This window comes from Microbacterium foliorum (assembly GCF_006385575.1).
In the GTDB taxonomy this organism is placed as follows: domain Bacteria; phylum Actinomycetota; class Actinomycetes; order Actinomycetales; family Microbacteriaceae; genus Microbacterium; species Microbacterium foliorum_B.
Window position 1 is genome coordinate 2,172,708 of the sequence record NZ_CP041040.1, and the last position, 15,368, is coordinate 2,188,075.

At 66.6% G+C, this 15,368-nt stretch carries 16 protein-coding genes and 2 tRNA genes; 2 read left to right on the forward strand and 16 right to left on the reverse strand.

All coding sequences use genetic code 11. The features are described from left to right. Positions 1-23: 23 nt before the first annotated feature. From FIV50_RS10465 to FIV50_RS10515, 11 genes are all read right to left on the reverse strand, one after another. Entirely contained in the window at positions 24-560 is a 537-nt protein-coding gene (locus FIV50_RS10465) for an NUDIX hydrolase (RefSeq protein WP_140037387.1), read from the reverse strand. Then, on the reverse strand, positions 557-1,825 hold the full coding sequence (gene clpX / locus FIV50_RS10470) for an ATP-dependent Clp protease ATP-binding subunit ClpX (protein ID WP_140037388.1): 1,269 nt from the start codon (positions 1,823-1,825) through the stop codon (positions 557-559). Before clpX ends, FIV50_RS10465 begins: the two co-directional genes overlap by 4 nt. A gap of 168 nt (positions 1,826-1,993) precedes the next feature. After that, positions 1,994-2,845, reverse strand: a complete 852-nt coding sequence (locus FIV50_RS10475; RefSeq protein ID WP_140037389.1) for an aldehyde dehydrogenase family protein — start codon at positions 2,843-2,845, stop codon at positions 1,994-1,996. Next, a complete protein-coding gene (locus FIV50_RS10480; RefSeq protein WP_140037390.1) occupies positions 2,842-4,284 on the reverse strand; it encodes an aldehyde dehydrogenase family protein in 1,443 nt (480 codons plus the stop codon). The genes FIV50_RS10475 and FIV50_RS10480 overlap by 4 nt, the downstream gene beginning before the upstream one ends. Positions 4,285-4,295: 11 nt before the next feature. Beyond that, positions 4,296-5,297 (reverse strand): deoxyribose-phosphate aldolase, encoded by a 1,002-nt coding sequence (deoC, locus tag FIV50_RS10485; RefSeq protein ID WP_079113056.1) that lies wholly within the window; start codon positions 5,295-5,297, stop codon positions 4,296-4,298. Then, a complete protein-coding gene (locus tag FIV50_RS10490) occupies positions 5,294-6,229 on the reverse strand; it encodes a sugar-binding transcriptional regulator (RefSeq protein ID WP_140037391.1) in 936 nt (311 codons plus the stop codon). Before FIV50_RS10490 ends, deoC begins: the two co-directional genes overlap by 4 nt. Before the next feature lie 155 nt (positions 6,230-6,384). Then, complete coding sequence (locus tag FIV50_RS10495) at positions 6,385-7,026, reverse strand: ATP-dependent Clp protease proteolytic subunit (protein WP_140037392.1); 642 nt, start codon at positions 7,024-7,026, stop codon at positions 6,385-6,387. A gap of 20 nt (positions 7,027-7,046) precedes the next feature. Further along, a complete protein-coding gene (locus FIV50_RS10500) occupies positions 7,047-7,643 on the reverse strand; it encodes an ATP-dependent Clp protease proteolytic subunit (RefSeq protein ID WP_140037393.1) in 597 nt (198 codons plus the stop codon). Positions 7,644-7,724: 81 nt separating this feature from the next. Beyond that, a complete protein-coding gene (locus FIV50_RS10505) occupies positions 7,725-8,234 on the reverse strand; it encodes a tetratricopeptide repeat protein (RefSeq protein WP_258184215.1) in 510 nt (169 codons plus the stop codon). A 70-nt stretch (positions 8,235-8,304) separates the two neighbouring features. Next, positions 8,305-9,831, reverse strand: a complete 1,527-nt coding sequence (gene tig, locus FIV50_RS10510; RefSeq protein ID WP_140037394.1) for a trigger factor — start codon at positions 9,829-9,831, stop codon at positions 8,305-8,307. Positions 9,832-9,893: 62 nt separating this feature from the next. Continuing rightward, positions 9,894-9,967, reverse strand: a tRNA-Pro gene (locus FIV50_RS10515). Positions 9,968-10,077: 110 nt separating this feature from the next. Here FIV50_RS10515 and FIV50_RS10520 point away from each other — a divergent pair. Both FIV50_RS10520 and FIV50_RS10525 read left to right on the forward strand, forming a co-directional pair. Continuing rightward, a tRNA-Gly gene (locus FIV50_RS10520) sits at positions 10,078-10,148 on the forward strand. A 119-nt stretch (positions 10,149-10,267) separates the two neighbouring features. After that, entirely contained in the window at positions 10,268-11,473 is a 1,206-nt protein-coding gene (locus FIV50_RS10525) for a hypothetical protein (protein WP_140037395.1), read from the forward strand. A 73-nt stretch (positions 11,474-11,546) separates the two neighbouring features. On the opposite strand, the gene FIV50_RS10530 is transcribed toward FIV50_RS10525, so the two are convergent. The 5 genes from FIV50_RS10530 to gap form a co-directional block, all read right to left on the reverse strand. Further along, positions 11,547-11,900 (reverse strand): RNA polymerase-binding protein RbpA, encoded by a 354-nt coding sequence (locus FIV50_RS10530; RefSeq protein WP_042540778.1) that lies wholly within the window; start codon positions 11,898-11,900, stop codon positions 11,547-11,549. Further along, positions 11,900-12,148: a preprotein translocase subunit SecG gene (gene secG, locus FIV50_RS10535; protein WP_042540779.1), complete on the reverse strand. Its 249-nt coding sequence runs from the start codon at positions 12,146-12,148 to the stop codon at positions 11,900-11,902. Before secG ends, FIV50_RS10530 begins: the two co-directional genes overlap by 1 nt. 81 nt (positions 12,149-12,229) lie before the next feature. Beyond that, a complete protein-coding gene (gene tpiA / locus FIV50_RS10540) occupies positions 12,230-13,048 on the reverse strand; it encodes a triose-phosphate isomerase (RefSeq protein ID WP_375137371.1) in 819 nt (272 codons plus the stop codon). Continuing rightward, entirely contained in the window at positions 13,039-14,253 is a 1,215-nt protein-coding gene (locus FIV50_RS10545; RefSeq protein ID WP_140037397.1) for a phosphoglycerate kinase, read from the reverse strand. The genes tpiA and FIV50_RS10545 overlap by 10 nt, the downstream gene beginning before the upstream one ends. A 10-nt stretch (positions 14,254-14,263) precedes the next feature. After that, positions 14,264-15,274 (reverse strand): type I glyceraldehyde-3-phosphate dehydrogenase, encoded by a 1,011-nt coding sequence (gap, locus tag FIV50_RS10550; protein WP_140037398.1) that lies wholly within the window; start codon positions 15,272-15,274, stop codon positions 14,264-14,266. Positions 15,275-15,368: the final 94 nt, after the last annotated feature.

Genomic DNA, 15,368 nt, shown 5'->3' on the forward strand with positions numbered 1-15,368 from the left:
AGGCCGCGCGCCGCCGCCTGAGGTCAGCGGCCGAGGTGCTCCATCGCCTTGTACCACGTGAGCTGGTGGTAGCTCTGCGCGAGATGCTCTCCGAGACCGTCGAGAGACGTGACCTGCACTGCGATCGCCTCGCTCTCATCGAGGGACTGCTCGGCGACGCGCACGCAGCCGCGGGCGAGGAAGTGATGCACGCGATTGGTGTGATTGCCGTAGTTCGCCCAGGTGGCCCCGAGGCCGATCAGCTCATCGGCCTCGTATCCGGTCTCCTCGCGCAGCTCTCTGATCGCAGCGGCTTCCGGTGATTCGCCGGCCTCCACCCCGCCGCCGATCGTGCCGACCGCGACGATCCCGGCTCCGTGTCGATACTCTTCGACGACGATGGCGCTGCCCTCGCGATCCAGCGCGAGCACCGAGATCCAGTCCCCGTACTCGAGCACGTAATACGGGGCGATGGATCGCTCGTTCGCGTCGCGGCAGTCGTCTGCGCGGACGCGGATCCATCGATCGGCATGAATCAGCTCACTGTCGACCACTCGCCAGGGCGAGGGAGCAGGACTCACGCGCTCTTGCGCTTGCGCTCCATCACGATCGTCGGCGGAGCGCCCTCGTCGACGGCCGCCTGAGTGACGATGACCTTCGCGACGTCGTCAGCAGAGGGGATCTCGAACATGATCGGACCGAGCACGTCTTCGAGGATCGCACGGAGTCCGCGAGCGCCGGTCTTGCGCTCGACGGCGAGGTCGGCGATCGAACGCAGTGCCTCTGCTTCGAACTCCAGCTGAACGCCGTCGAGTTCGAACATGCGCTGGTACTGCTTCACGAGCGCATTGCGCGGCCCCGTGAGGATGTCGATGAGCGCACTCTGATCGAGCGGTGAGACCGAGGTCACGACAGGAAGACGACCGATGAACTCGGGGATCAGGCCGAACTTGTGCAGGTCTTCCGGGAGCACCTCGCTGAAGAGGTCGAGATCCCTGCCCTTGTCGTGCAGCGGGGCGCCGAAGCCGATGCCGTGCTTGCCGACGCGAGCCGACACGATGTCCTCGAGGCCGGCGAACGCGCCGGCGACGATGAACAGCACGTTCGACGTGTCGATCTGCAGGAACTCCTGGTGGGGGTGCTTGCGCCCGCCCTGAGGAGGCACCGAGGCGACGGTGCCCTCGATGATCTTCAGGAGAGCCTGCTGCACGCCCTCGCCCGAGACGTCACGCGTGATCGACGGGTTCTCGGCCTTGCGGGCGATCTTGTCGACCTCGTCGATGTAGATGATGCCCTGCTCTGCACGCTTGACGTCGTAGTCGGCGGCCTGGATGAGCTTGAGCAGGATGTTCTCGACGTCTTCGCCGACATACCCCGCTTCGGTGAGCGCTGTGGCGTCTGCGACGGCGAAGGGCACGTTCAGTCGCTTCGCGAGCGTCTGCGCCAGATAGGTCTTGCCGCAGCCCGTGGGGCCGATGAGCAGGATGTTGCTCTTCGCGATCTCGACGCTCTCGGCCTTCTGCTCGGCCGTCTGGAGAGTGCCGTGCGCGCGGATGCGCTTGTAGTGGTTGTACACCGCGACGGCCAGAGCCTTCTTGGCGGGCTCCTGCCCGACGACGTACTCCTCGAGGAAGGAGAAGATCTCACGCGGCTTGGGCAGTTCGAAGTCCGCCGTGCCGTCGGCGGAGGACTCCGCCATCCGCTCCTCGATGATCTCGTTGCACAGCTCGACGCACTCGTCGCAGATGTACACACCGGGTCCTGCGATGAGCTGCTGCACCTGCTTCTGACTCTTTCCGCAGAATGAGCACTTGAACAGGTCAGCGCTTTCGCCGATACGGGCCATGCGCGTCCTCCTAGGGGGGATCCTGAGATCGTCTACTGAGCCTAACCGCTGCATCCGACACCGGGACGCATTGGCGCGGGGTCGCGCATCACGTGTCCGCATCGCCCTCATGCATCGAGGCCCGCCGCCTGCTGTCGCAGATGACGGGCCTCTTGCTGCCGACGTACGTCAGACCATGCTCTTGGTGTGCCACACCGTCTTGATCTCGGTGAAGGCTCCGATGCGCTCGGGCGAGGCGGTGACCGCGCCGGGTGACAGGACTCGCTTGAGCGTCTCGGCCGCGGCGATCTGCATGTCGATCCACTCGAGGTCGCCGGCACCCGCGAGATCGAGGGCGTTAACGTCCTGGTGCGAGGCGAGCCACGGCGCCATCTCGGCGGGCGACCCCGTGAGCACGTTGACGACGCCACCCGGCACGTCGCTCGTGGCGAGCACCTCGGCGAGGCTGATCGCAGAGAGCGGGAACCGCTCGCTCGCGACCACGACGACCGTGTTGCCTGCCACCAATGCGGGAGCGACGACCGATACGAGGCCGAGAAGTGCGGAGTCCTGAGGCGCGACGATCGCGACCACACCTGTCGGCTCCGGCACCGAGATGTTGAAGTACGGCCCGGACACGGGGTTGGCGTTGCCCGCGACTTGCGAGTACTTGTCGCACCATCCGGCGTACCAGACCCAGAGGTCGATCGCCTCATCGACCTGCGCGGCGGCAGCGGATGACGAGACACCCTCCTGCGCGGCGATCTCGTCGATGAACTGCGCGCGGCGCCCCTCGAGCACCTCGGCGACGCGGTAGAGCACCTGCCCGCGGTTGTACGCGGTCGCTCCCGACCAGCCCTTCACGGCGGCGCGGGCTGCCACCACGGCATCCCGCGCATCCTTGCGAGAGCCCTGGGCGGCATTCGCAAGGAACTCGCCCTTGGCCGAGAGCACCTCGTAGGTGCGGCCCGACTCGCTGCGGGGGAACGCCCCGCCGATGGCGAGCTTGTAGGTCTTCGGAACGGTCAATCGCTTGCTCATGCGGATGCCCCCTTCAGGTATGCGGTGAGACCCTGGCGTCCGCCTTCGCGGCCGTATCCGGACTCCTTGTATCCGCCGAACGGGCTCGACGGGTCGAATCGGTTGAAGGTGTTCGCCCAGATGACGCCCGCCCGAAGGCGGTCGGCCACGGCGAGGATGCGGGATCCCTTGTCCGACCAGATACCTGCGGACAGACCGTACGGGGTGTTGTTCGCCTTCGCGATCGCCTCAGCCGGAGTGCGGAACGTCAGCACCGAGAGAACGGGTCCGAAGACCTCGTCGCGCGCGATCCGGTGCGATGCCTCGACGCCGGTGAAGATCGTCGGAGCGAACCAGAATCCCTTGTCGGGGATAGCGCAATCGGCGGTCCAGCGCTCCGCGCCCTCGGCCTCGCCGATGTCACTGAGCTCGCGGATGCGGGCGAGCTGCGCCGCGGAGTTGATCGCACCGATGTCGGTGTTCTTGTCGAGCGGGTCGCCGAGGCGCAGGGTCGACAGACGGTTCTTCAGTCGGTCGATGACCTCGTCGTGGATCGACTCCTGCACGAGCAGTCGGCTGCCTGCGCAGCAGACGTGGCCCTGGTTGAAGAAGATGCCGTTGACGATGCCCTCGATGGCCTGATCGATCGGCGCGTCGTCGAACACGATGTTCGCTGCCTTGCCACCCAGCTCGAGAGTGACCTTCTTGTCGGTTCCTGCGACGGCACGAGCGATGTCGCGACCGACACCGGTCGAACCGGTGAACGCGACCTTGTCGACATCGGGGTGGCGCACGAGGGTGGCGCCGGTGGCACCGGCGCCCGTGACGATGTTGACGACACCGGCCGGAAGGTCGGCCTGCTGCAGGATCTCCGCGAAAATCAATGCCGTCAGCGGCGTGGTCTCCGCGGGCTTGAGCACGACCGTGTTGCCGGCTGCCAGAGCGGGAGCGAGCTTCCACGCCAGCATCAGCAGCGGGAAGTTCCACGGGATGATCTGTCCGGCGACGCCGAGCGCACGCGGGTTCGCGCCGAGGCCGGCGTAATCGAGCTTGTCGGCCCACCCCGCGTAGTAGAAGAACCAGGACGCCACGAGCGGCACGTCGACGTCGCGGCTCTCCTTGATCGGCTTGCCGTTGTCGAGGCTCTCGGCGACGGCGAGCTCCCGGGCCCGCTCCTGCACGAGGCGCGCGATGCGGAACAGGTACTTGCCCCGATCGCGGCCGCTCATCTTCGACCAGGTCTTCTCGTAGGCACGACGCGCGGCGGCGACCGCTCGATCGATGTCCTGATCGTTCGCCGAGGCGATCTCGGCGATGTGGCTCTCGTCCGCCGGCGAGATCGTCGCGAAGCTCGCACCCGAGCCGTCGACGAACTCGCCGTCGATGAACAGGCCATAGCTGTCCTTGAGGTTCAGGACCGCCTTCGACTCCGGGGCCGGAGCGTATTCCAGGAATGACATATGCGGGGCTCCTAGTCGATCGTGACGTAGTCGGGGCCGGAGTAGTGGCCGGTGGTGAGCTTCTGACGCTGCAGAAGCACGTCGTTCAGCAGGCTCGAGGCTCCGAAGCGGAAGAGGTGCGGCTGGAGCCACTCCTCCCCCACGGTCTCGGCGACCGTGACGAGATACTTCACCGCGTCCTTGGACGCGCGGATGCCGCCTGCGGGCTTCACGCCGATGCGCTCGCCCGTGCCGCGGTGCCAGTCGCGCACCGTCTCGAGCATGAGCAGAGTGGTCGGCAGCGTGGCCGCCGGCTGCACCTTGCCGGTGGACGTCTTGATGAAGTCGCCACCTGCGAGGATGCCGAGCCACGACGCGCGCTTGATGTTGTCGTAGGTGTTCAGCTCGCCGGTCTCGAGGATCACCTTGAGCGAGGCGTACGAGCCGTCCGCCCGACGGCAGGCTTCCTTGACCTGGGCGATCTGGTCGTAGACGAGCCCGTATCGGCCGGAGAGGAACGCTCCTCTGTCGATCACCATGTCGATCTCGTCGGCGCCTGCCGCGACCGCTTCTGCGGTGTCGGCGAGCTTGATCGCCAGCGACGACCGACCGCTGGGGAAGGCCGTGGCAACTGCTGCGACCGAGATCAGTCCGTCATCGGGGTCACCATGCAGCGCACCGAGCGCCTCGACCGCGTCGCCCACCATGTCGCCGTACACGCACACGGCGGCGACCTTCGGAGTCGACGGATCAGCGGCATCCGGGTTCTTGGCCTTGGCGACGAGCGACCGCACCTTGCCCGGGGTGTCCGAGCCTTCGAGGGTCGTGAGGTCGATCAGCTTGATGATCGTGTCGAGGGCCCAGGCCTTCGACGTCGTCTTGATCGACCGCGTGCCGAGGCCGGCAGCGCGCTGCTCGAGGCCGACGGCGTCGACGCCGGGGAGTCCGTGCAGGAAACGGCGGAGTGTGGCGTCATCCGGCTCACCGCCGAGAACGTCCACCGCCGTTCTGCGGCTGAGTTCTTGGGTCGTCATCGTTCCTCCAACAATGCTCGTGCTGTGGTCTCATCTGTCACCAGAACGCTGCACAGGCCGCTGGTCACGACCGTGCGCGCGATGTCATGCTTGGCGTCACCGGCGGTGACGAAGATCGAGCGCTTCGCCGCGCGCAGGCGCCCGAGGTCGACTCCGACCGTCCGGGCATCGAGCTGCGGGTCGACGATGTTGCCGTCGGCGTCGATGTAGCGCCCCAGGACATCGCCCACGGCGCCTCGGCGTGCGAGCTCCTCGACATCGGATGCCGACAGGTACCCGTTCTCGACGTGCGCGGAAGTCGCATCGCATGGCCCCGCGGTGAACAGGAACGCCTGAGCTTCGGCTGCTTCGACGAGAACAGCCGCGACGGTGCGGTCTGCTTCGATCGCCTGCTTGGTCTCGACGCGCTCGAGGATCGCCGGGCTAGGCAGAAGGGATACGTGTCCGGATGCCCGCTGGGCGATGGTGACGGCGAGGCCTGCGGCTCCACCGGAGCGCCGATTGAGGCTCACTCCCCCGTTGAGCTGCACGACCGTGACGCCGGTCGCCCAGCCGTCCGGCAGCGATTCGGCCACGGCGCGTAGAGTGCGTCCCCAACTGACGCCGAGAGTGCGCGGCACCGGCCGCATCGCGGTGAGGTAGTCGGCGGCGGCCTGAGCTACGCGCTCGAGTGTTCCGTCATCGCCGTCCGGAGAGGGAACGACCACCGCGGCCGTGAGCCCGTGACGTTCCACGAGCTGGCGCTCGAGTCCGAGCCTGCGCGCACGCGGGTGCACGATCTCGATCCGGACGATGCCACGCTCTCGGGCCTGGGTGAGAAGCCGTCCCACCTTCCAGCGGGAGAGCTTGAGGAGGGCGCCGATCTCGTCCTGTGTCTTGTCCTCGTCGTAATACAGCTCGGCGACGCGGACCATGATCAGTTCTTCTTCCATGGCATCCTCCTTCCTCGCCTCAGTTTACGTCGGTGTCACCGTTCGCGCATCCATCTGCTCATATGAGCAATCTGCTCGCGATCGTCGCACATTCGCCGGAGACGACGAAAGGACGCCGACCCCGAGGGGTCGACGTCCTTTTCGCAGCGAAGTACTTACATGCGCTTGCGCGACGTGAGCACCTGGTCGACGAGTCCGTAGTCCAGCGCCTCGGCGGCGGACAGGATCTTGTCGCGGTCGATGTCACGGTTGACCTGCTCCACCGGCTTGCCGGTGTGACGGGCCATGGCCTCCTCGAGCCAGGTGCGCATACGGAGGATCTCCGCCGCCTGGATCTCGATGTCGGACGCCTGACCGTGTCCGGCCTCACCCATCGCCGGCTGGTGCATCAGCACACGGGCGTTGGGCAGAGCGAGACGCTTGCCGGGGTGGCCCGCCGCGAGCAGCACGGAGGCAGCGGATGCCGCCTGGCCGAGCACGACGGTCTGGATCTGCGGCGCGACGTACTGCATCGTGTCGTAGATCGCCGTCATCGCGGTGAAGGAACCACCGGGCGAGTTGATGTACATCGTGATGTCGCGCTCGGAATCCTGGCTCTCGAGCACGAGCAGCTGCGCCATCACGTCATCGGCCGACGCATCGTCGACCTGGACGCCGAGGAAGATCACGCGGTCTTCGAACAGCTTGTTGTAGGGGTCCTGGCGCTTGAAGCCATAAGCGGTGCGCTCCTCGAACTGAGGGAGCACGTAGCGGCTGGAGGGCAGGTCACCGGCAGCGCGGAAGGTGGGTGTGTACATGAGAGTCCTTTCGCTTTCCGTTACTTGCTGTCCTGGTCGGTTCCGCCGCCGCCGACGACGTCGGTGGCCGAGTCGCGGATGTGGTCGACGAAGCCGTACTCGAGCGCCTCGTCAGCGGTGAACCAGCGGTCGCGGTCACCGTCGGCGTTGATCTGCTCGACAGACTTACCGGTCTGGGCGGCAGTGATCTCGGCGAGGCGGTTCTTCATCGAGGTGATGAGCTGCGCCTGCGTCTGGATGTCGCTCGACGTGCCGCCGAAGCCACCGTGCGGCTGGTGCAGCAACACGCGGGCGTTCGGGGTGATGTAGCGCTTGCCCTTGGTGCCGGCCGTCAGCAGCAGCTGACCCATCGATGCGGCCATGCCGATTCCCACGGTGACGATGTCGTTCGGAACGAACTGCATCGTGTCGTAGATCGCCATGCCCGCGGTGATGGATCCGCCAGGCGAGTTGATGTAGAGGTAGATGTCCTTCTCGGAGTCCTCGGCGGCGAGAAGGAGGATCTTCGCGCAGATCTCATTGGCGTTCTCGTCGCGCACCTCCGATCCCAGCCAGATGATGCGGTCTTTCAACAGCCTGTCGAAGACGCTCGTAGCGAGGAGGGGTTCTGCAGCCATGTCAGCTCCTGATTCCGTGTTTCAGTGATTCGAATCTACCGGCGACAACGCAGCGCTCAGGCCGTGTTCGCCGTCGGCATATCAGCGGTCGAGTTCGGCGATCTCATGCGCGTATGCGGTCATCGAGCGGTGGTATCGCGGAAGGTGCGGCACGAGCGCCAGGAGCGCGACCGAGAGCCCCTGCGCGGGCCGGCCCGAACTCGCCAGGATCAGCGCATGCACGGTCGCCACGGCATCCCGGTAGGGTCCCTCGGCCGACAGCTCCTCCTCGGCGCGGATGACCGCGATCGCGTCATCGTACTCGCCGAGGTTGCGCAGTGAGCTCGCCAGCTGGATGACGCACTGCGGGCGGTGTTCGTCGTCCAGCCCGAGAGCGAGAGCATGCCGGTAGAGCTCCACGGCCTCGGTCGGCCGCCCCGCGGAGTCCCTTGCGCCGGCACGCTCGAACTGCGCTCGTGCGTCGTCGACCCCTCGCTCTGCGGCCAGAGCGTCGATCCGGGCGATCGTGTCGTCGCCGACCTCTTCGCCCGATGCGTCATCCCACACCTCATCGATGCGTTCGTCCCAGGTCTTCATCATGTCCTCGCTCACGGGGTCTCGTCTTCACGAGAAAAGGGGCGGATGCCGCAGCATCCGCCCCTCTCATCGAGATCGTGTTCGATCACTCGGCCTTGTCGGCAGCCTTCTTGGCCGGAGCCTTCTTCGCTGCGGGCTTCTTCGCGGCCGGCTTCTCAGCGGCGTCAGCGTCGTCGGCCTTCTTCGCGGGGGCCTTCTTGGCCGCAGGCTTCTTCGCAGCCGGCTTCTCAGCCGCGTCGTCGTCGTCAGACTTCTTCGCAGCGGCCTTCTTCGCCGGAGCCTTCTTGGCCGGCTTCTCGTCGGCGGCTGCGTCGGACTCCGCCTCGGCCTCGTCGTCGGTCACGACGAAGTCGGACAGGTCGACCGGCTTGCCGTTGGTGTCGACGACCTTGACCTTGCCGAGCGCGATCGCGAGGGCCTTGTTGCGGGCGACCTCGCCGACGAGAGCGGGAAGCTGGTTGGACGACTGCAGCGCCTCGACGAACTCCTGCGGAGCCATGCCGTACTGCGATGCGGACTGGATGAGGTACTGCGAGAGCTCCTCCTGCGAGACCTGCACGTCAGCCTGCTCGGCGATCGTGTCGAGCAGCACCTGCGTGCGGAACTGCTTCTCGCTGGCCTCGGTCACCTCGGCGCGGTGCACGTCGTCCTCGAGGCGGTTCTCGCCCTCGAGGTGGTTGTGCACCTCGTCCTCGATGAGCTTCGGCGGCACAGGGATGTCGATCTGCTCGAGCAGGACCTCGACGAGCTTGTCGCGCGCTGCGGAGCCCTGCGCGAACACGCCCTGCTGCGAGACGCGCTCGGCGAGGCTCGCACGGAGCTCGGCGATCGTGTCGAACTCGCTGGCGATCTGCGCGAAGTCGTCGTCAGCCTCGGGAAGCTCGCGCTCCTTGACGGCCTTGACGGTCACGGCGACCTCGGCCTCGGAGCCGGCGTGGTCGCCGCCCACGAGTGCGGAGCGGAACGTGGTGTCCTCACCGGCGGTGAGCGACTCGATCGCGTCGTCGATGCCCTCGAGCAGCTCACCCGAGCCGACCTCGTAAGAGACGCCCTCTGCGCGGTCGATCTCGGCGCCATCGATCGTGGCGACGAGGTCGAGCTCGACGAAGTCGCCCTTCGCTGCGGGGCGGTCGACGGGAACGAGCGTGCCGAAGCGGGCGCGCAGGTTCTCGAGCTCGGCGTCGAGCGCGGCGTCGTCAGCCTCGACGGCGTCGACGGTGACCGTGATGCCGTCGTACGACGGAAGCTCGATCTCGGGGCGGACGTCCACCTCGATGTCGACGAGCAGGTCGCCCGAGAAGTCCTTCTCGTTCGGCCACTGCGTGATGTCTGCGGCCGGACGCCCGACGACACGGAGCTTGTGCTCGACGGTCGCGTCGCGGAAGAACTTGTCGAGGCCCTCGTTGACCGCGTGCTCGATGACCGCACCGCGCCCGATGCGCTGGTCGATGATCGGAGCCGGGACCTTGCCCTTGCGGAAGCCGGGGATCTGCACGTCCTGAGCGATGTGCTCGTAGGCGTGCGCGATGCTGGGCTTGAGGTCGTCGGGGGTGACCGTGATGCTGAGCTTGACCCGGGTCGGGGTCAGCTTCTCGACGGTGCTGTTCGCCATTCTGGTGTGCTCTCCTTGTGATTTCCGCGCTGAATCGCGGCTGTCAGGCCGTTGAAGCCATGTCGGGGCGACAGGAGTTGAACCTGCGACCTCCCGCTCCCAAAGCGGGCGCTCTACCAAGCTGAGCTACGCCCCGGGGAATCCGCTTGCAGATTCAGCCCCACCGAGTCTAACGGACACGAGCACCCGCGTCAGTCCGCTATGATCGATGAGTCGGCAACGAACCGAGACGTTCTCGCCGAAATCGGGGCTGTAGCTTAGTGGTAAAGCCTCTGTCTTCCAAACAGATGATGCGAGTTCGATTCTCGTCAGCCCCTCACTCGATGAAGGCCCCCGCGATCAGCGGGGGCCTTCGTTCTTCCGCGGGGGTTCTCCCACGGAGCGGTGCACTCATTAGAGTCGTGGTACGCCGGTTCCCCACGGAGGTCCCCACCCCATGACTGCACCCGTCGACGTGGCTTCCTCCGCCATCGGAGGACACGCGCTCCCCCCGCGCTTCGCCAGCGCGCCGGAAGCGACACCGAGAAGCCGGAGACGACGCCGCGGGCTGATTCCGGGCATCGTCGCGCTGATGGTCGCTGCGGCGACGGTGGGAGTCCTCCAGATCACCGCGAACCTCGGCTACGACGAGGCTCGCACCGAGTTCGACGCCGGCCGAGCCACGACCGATAGCACCGGAGCTGCACTCCGACAGGAGCTCGACACGCTCGCATCCACCCTGGGCAACGCGGATCTCCTCCTGCAGACCGACTCCGGTGTGCTCGTCGCTCCCGCAGCGAGAGAAGCCCTGTCCGTTGCCGCGACCGATGCCCGCGAGATCGTGACCCCCGCGGAGGATCTCCTCGCCCGGGACCTGCCCGCCGCAGAAGCGAAACCCGGGGCCTTCTGGGAACTCTTCGCAGCATCCGGCGAACTGACAGCGCAGACACGCGATCTCGACGATCTGGCGGCCGACCTCGACAGCGCGACGCCCCCGCTGACCACTGCCGACACGACGGTGACCGACGCGGGCGCGGCCGTCCTCCGTTCGGCGGCCGACGCCGCACCGGCATTCGAGTCCGCGCACCTCTCGGCCAAGAACGACGCGGTGATCGCACTGCGCGACGCGGCGTCGCAAGCATCCGGCACGACCCTCCTCGACGCGTCAGCCGTCGAGACACTCGTGTCGCTGCAGGATGCGGCAGCGCAGGTCGTGGCGACCGAACAGGCCGAGCTCGCCGAGAAGGACGGCCCTCTGCAGGCCGCGCGGATGGAGGTCGAGGCGTTCGCCCGCTCACTCGCCCCCGGCGTGCTGCTCGAGTTCGACTGGAATCAGGTCGTCAACAACGCCGGCTACAACGGCAGCATGGGAGGCCTCACGACCTGGTGGTGGGATGACCCGGACCGCGCGGTCATCGAGCTGTCGAACTCTGTCGCCGAGCAGTGGCCCGCCGACCGCAGCAAGGCTCTCGTCGCCCATGAGGTGGGTCATGCGATCAGCGTGAAGTGCGAGGACATGTACGATTCGTCGACCCAGGACAGCATTGAGAAGTGGGCCACCGCCTGGGCGATCAGCATGGGCTTCAGTGACGACGCGAACGGCGTCTGGGCCTACGGATACCCGCCACAGTCCTACATCGACGCCGCGTACGGATGCCGGTGAGCATGCATACGGCAGACGAGAGAAGCCGCCGCGATCGAATCGCGGCGGCTTCTGTCGACAGATCAGATCGAGGTCACTGACCTCGACGCTCGCGCAGCTGGGTGAGCGCATCTTCGAGAAGCTGGACGGCTTCTGCGTCGGTGCGGCGCTCCTTCACATACGCGAGGTGGGTCTTGTACGGCTCCGGCTTCGCGAGCGCGGGCGGGTTCGCCTTGTCACGACCCGCCGGCAGACCGGACTGGGGGTGGTCGATCGTCTCGGGGATCTCCTCTTCAGGAAGCCCCGCGGCGAAGTAGCGGACCGTCTCGTTGCCGAGACCGTCCCAGTACGAGACCGCGATGCGGTCGGCGTGGTAGCCGTGGTCCTGCTCGCCCATGGGGCCGGAACCGACACGGGTCCCTCGGATCGCATTGCCGCCGGTAGCCATCAGATCACCTCGAACTTCGTGATGAGACCGAGCGCCACGATCGCCACGAACCACGCCAGAGCGAGGACCACGGTGAAGCGGTTGAGATTGCGCTCAGCGAGACCCGACGAGCCGACAGCCGACGTCATTCCGCCACCGAACATGTCGGAGAGGCCGCCACCGCGACCCTTGTGGAGGAGGATGAGGAGAGTCAGCAGGACGCTGGTTATGCCCAGCACCACCTGCAGGACGAACTCGAGAATTTCCACGAGGAAGAGCCTTTCGCTGGGGCAGGATTGCCCCGGTAACGGTCAAGTATACGGTGCGGCGGGGCCGGAGCCCCGCCACACTCACACGCCGACGTGCTTCTCGAAGCGGATGATCGCGGCGAACTCGTCGACCACGAGGCTCGCGCCTCCGACGAGTGCGCCATCGACATCGGGCTCACGCATGAAGCTGGCGATGTTGGCCGCCTTGACCGATCCGCCGTACAGGATCCGGGTGCGCGCCGCAGCGTCGTCCCCGAGGACCTTGGCGATCACCGTGCGCAGCGCGGCGCAGACATCCTGCGCCTGCTGGGGCGTCGCCGCCTGCCCCGAGCCGATGGCCCAGACGGGCTCGTACGCCACCACGATGTCGGCATCCTTCGAGAGCCCCTGCAGAGCCGCTTCGAGCTGCCCCGCCGGAACCGCCCTGGCGCCGAACTTCTCGAGGTCTTCGGCGGTCTCGCCGACGCAGATGACCGGCGAGAGGCCGTGCTTCAGCGCGGCCTTCGTCTTGGCCGCCACGACGTCGTCCGACTCCGCGTGGTACTCGCGGCGCTCGGAGTGGCCGATGATGACGTACTTCGCGTCGAGCTTGGCGAGGAACGCTCCCGACACCTCACCGGTGTAGGCACCGGAGTCGTGAGCCGAGATGTCCTGCGCACCGAGCGCGAACGGGATCTTGTCCGCGTCGATCAGCGTCTGCACGCTGCGGATGTCGGTGAAGGGCGGGAACACCGCGACCTCGACCGATCCGTCCTCGTGCTTGGCATCCTTGAGAGTCCAGTGCAGCTTCTGCACGAACGCGACCGCCTGCAGGTGGTCGAGATTCATCTTCCAGTTTCCCGCGATCAGCGGGGTACGCCGGTTCTGCGCAGCAGACGAGGTCATAGAGTTCACTCCCATCCCAGGACCGTGAGCCCGGGTAGTTTCTTGCCCTCGAGGAACTCGAGGCTGGCGCCGCCACCGGTCGAGATGTGACCGAACTGGTCGTCGGTGAAGCCGAGCTGACGCACGGCTGCTGCGGAGTCTCCTCCGCCGACGACGCTCAGGCCGTCGACCTCGGTGAGCGACTGCGCGACGGCCTTGGTGCCGCCGGCGAAAGCCGGGAACTCGAACACGCCCATCGGGCCGTTCCAGAACACCGTCTTCGATTCGCGGATGACCTCCGCGAACCGCGCGGCGGTCTCGGGACCGATGTCCAGGCCGATTCCGGCAGCGCCGAACGCCGTGTCCTCGATCGCGTCCGCAGCCGTCACCTCGTGGTCGGCATCCGCCGAGAACGAGGAGGCGACGACGGCGTCGGTCGGGAGCACGAGCTCCACGCCGCGCTTCTCGGCCTCGGCGATGTAGCCGCGCACCGTCTCGAGCTGGTCCTCTTCGAGGAGGCTGGATGCCACGGCGTGGCCCTGCGCCTTCAGGAAGGTGAACAGCATTCCGCCACCGACGAGGATGCGATCCACGCGAGGCAGCAGGTGCGAGATGACACCGAGCTTGTCGCTCACCTTCGACCCGCCGAGCACGACCGCGTACGGGCGCTCGGGGTTCTCGGTGAGACGGTCGAGCACATCGAGCTCTGCCGCGATCAGCAGACCGGCAGCCGACGGCAGCAGCTCAGCGAGGTCGTAGACGCTCGCCTGCTTGCGATGCACGACACCGAATCCGTCGGAGACGAGCACGTCGCCGAGTTCTGCGAGCTGAGCCGCGAAGGCGCCGCGCTCGGCGTCGTCCTTCGAGGTCTCCCCCGGGTTGAACCGCAGGTTCTCGATGACGACGATGTCGCCGTCTTCGAGCGAGGCCACGGCCTCCTGTGCCGACTCGCCGACGGTATCGCGCGCGAACGCGACCGGCTTGCCGAGCAGTTCAGACAGTCGCTGAGCGACCGGCGCGAGGCTGTACTGCGGGTCGGGCGCACCGTCGGGGCGTCCGAGGTGCGAGCACACGACGACGCGGGCGCCCGCGTTGATCAGTGCGTTGAGGGTAGGCAACGAGGCGCGGACACGGCCATCGTCCGTGATGATCCCGTCCCGGAGGGGGACATTGAGATCACAACGGACGATGACGCGCTTGCCCTCGAGCGAACCCAGTGAATCCAGGGTGCGCAGAGTCATGGGAGGTGTCTCAGAGACGCTCGGCCACGTACTCGGTCAGGTCGACGAGACGGTTGGAGTAGCCCCACTCGTTGTCGTACCAGCTGGAGACCTTGACCAGGTTGCCGCTGACGTTGGTCAGCGTCGCGTCGAAGATCGACGAGTGCGGGTTGTGCACGATGTCGCTCGAGACGATCTGGTCTTCGTTGTACTGCAGGAAGCCGGCGAGGCGCCCCTCGGCAGCTGCCTTCTTGTAGGCCTCGTTGACCTCTTCGACAGTGAGGTTCTCACGGTCGGTGATCAGCGTCAGGTCGACGATCGAGCCGGTGGGAACCGGGACGCGGTACGACGAGCCGCTCAGCTTGCCCTGGAGCTCGGGCAGAACCTCGCCGATCGCCTTGGCTGCACCGGTCGAGGCCGGGGTGATGTTGATCGCAGCGGCGCGTGCACGACGCAGGTCGCTGTGCGGGCCGTCCTGCAGGTTCTGGTCTGCGGTGTAGGCGTGGGCGGTCATCATGAAGCCGCGGTCGATGCCGAATGCGTCGTTGAAGACCTGGGCCAGCGGCGCGAGGCAGTTGGTCGTGCACGAGGCGTTGGAGATGATGTGATCCGTCTCCGGGTTGTATGTGTCCTCGTTCACGCCCATGACGAACGTGCCGTCGACGCCGGTGCCGGGAGCCGAGATGAGCACCTTCTTGGCACCCGCCTCGATGTGCTTCTTGGCGAGCTCGGCCTTGGTGAAGAAGCCGGTCGACTCGATGACGATGTCGACACCCAGCTCGCCCCACGGGAGACCCGCGGGGTCGCGCTCTGCGAACGCCTTGATCGTCTTTCCGTTGACCGTGATGCTCTCGTCGTCGTAGCTGATGTCAGCGTCGAGGACGCCGCCCACAGAGTCGTACTTCAGAAGGTGGGCAAGGGTCTTGTTGTCGGTGAGGTCGTTGACCGCGACGATCTCGATGTCCGCTCCCTGCGCGAGAGCCGCGCGGAAGTAGTTGCGTCCGATGCGGCCGAAGCCGTTGATACCGATCTTGACAGACACTCAGGTCTCCCTGTTTCTCGTGCGCTGTGCGCAGCAAAAGTGCTTACGCGATGCGCGGGGGTTTTTGGCTGAGATGGCGTCCCGACGAGACTTG

Bases quoted from the DNA above. Each gene is read 5' to 3' on its own strand.
- clpX (WP_140037388.1), bottom strand. From the start codon at position 1,825: ATGGCCCGTATCGGCGAAAGCGCTGACCTGTTCAAGTGCTCATTCTGC.
- FIV50_RS10475 (WP_140037389.1), bottom strand. From the start codon at position 2,845: ATGAGCAAGCGATTGACCGTTCCGAAGACCTACAAGCTCGCCATCGGC.
- FIV50_RS10480 (WP_140037390.1), bottom strand. From the start codon at position 4,284: ATGTCATTCCTGGAATACGCTCCGGCCCCGGAGTCGAAGGCGGTCCTG.
- deoC (WP_079113056.1), bottom strand. From the start codon at position 5,297: ATGACGACCCAAGAACTCAGCCGCAGAACGGCGGTGGACGTTCTCGGC.
- FIV50_RS10490 (WP_140037391.1), bottom strand. From the start codon at position 6,229: ATGGAAGAAGAACTGATCATGGTCCGCGTCGCCGAGCTGTATTACGAC.
- FIV50_RS10495 (WP_140037392.1), bottom strand. From the start codon at position 7,026: ATGTACACACCCACCTTCCGCGCTGCCGGTGACCTGCCCTCCAGCCGC.
- FIV50_RS10500 (WP_140037393.1), bottom strand. From the start codon at position 7,643: ATGGCTGCAGAACCCCTCCTCGCTACGAGCGTCTTCGACAGGCTGTTG.
- tig (WP_140037394.1), bottom strand. From the start codon at position 9,831: ATGGCGAACAGCACCGTCGAGAAGCTGACCCCGACCCGGGTCAAGCTC.
- FIV50_RS10525 (WP_140037395.1), top strand. From the start codon at position 10,268: ATGACTGCACCCGTCGACGTGGCTTCCTCCGCCATCGGAGGACACGCG.
- FIV50_RS10530 (WP_042540778.1), bottom strand. From the start codon at position 11,900: ATGGCTACCGGCGGCAATGCGATCCGAGGGACCCGTGTCGGTTCCGGC.
- tpiA (WP_375137371.1), bottom strand. From the start codon at position 13,048: ATGGGAGTGAACTCTATGACCTCGTCTGCTGCGCAGAACCGGCGTACC.
- FIV50_RS10545 (WP_140037397.1), bottom strand. From the start codon at position 14,253: ATGACTCTGCGCACCCTGGATTCACTGGGTTCGCTCGAGGGCAAGCGC.